This is a genomic window from Bacillus sp. X1(2014) (genome assembly GCF_007678255.1).
The window spans coordinates 1-698 of sequence record NZ_VEED01000057.1 but is presented as its reverse complement, the minus strand read 5'-3'; the positions used below and the strand labels follow the sequence as shown (position 1 = coordinate 698).

Genomic DNA, 698 nt, shown 5'->3' with positions numbered 1-698 from the left:
ACGCCCTATTCAGACTCGCTTTCGCTGCGGCTCCGTCTCTTCAACTTAACCTTGCATGGGATCGTAACTCGCCGGTTCATTCTACAAAAGGCACGCCATCACCCATGAACGGGCTCTGACTACTTGTAGGCACACGGTTTCAGGAACTATTTCACTCCCCTTCCGGGGTGCTTTTCACCTTTCCCTCACGGTACTGGTTCACTATCGGTCACTAGGGAGTATTTAGCCTTGGGAGATGGTCCTCCCTGCTTCCGACCGGATTTCACGTGTCCGGCCGTACTCAGGATCCACTCAGGAGGGAACGAAGTTTCGACTACAGGGTTTTTACCTTCTCTGACGGACCTTTCCAGGTCGCTTCATCTACCCCGTTCCTTTGTAACTCCATGTTGAGTGTCCTACAACCCCAAGAGGCAAGCCTCTTGGTTTGGGCTATGTCCCGTTTCGCTCGCCGCTACTCAGGGAATCGCGTTTGCTTTCTCTTCCTCCGGGTACTTAGATGTTTCAGTTCCCCGGGTATGCCTTCCATACCCTATGTATTCAGGTAAAGATACTGTTCCATTACGAACAGTGGGTTCCCCCATTCGGAAATCTCCGGATCAAAGCTTACTTACAGCTCCCCGAAGCATATCGGTGTTAGTCCCGTCCTTCATCGGCTCCTAGTGCCAAGGCATTCACCGTGCGCCCTTTCTAACTTAACC

Annotated in this window: 1 rRNA gene; it reads right to left on the bottom strand. The window is 52.1% G+C overall.

Annotated elements, in window-relative coordinates:
* Window positions 1-698 (bottom strand): 23S ribosomal RNA (locus FS608_RS29740); the annotation flags it as partial.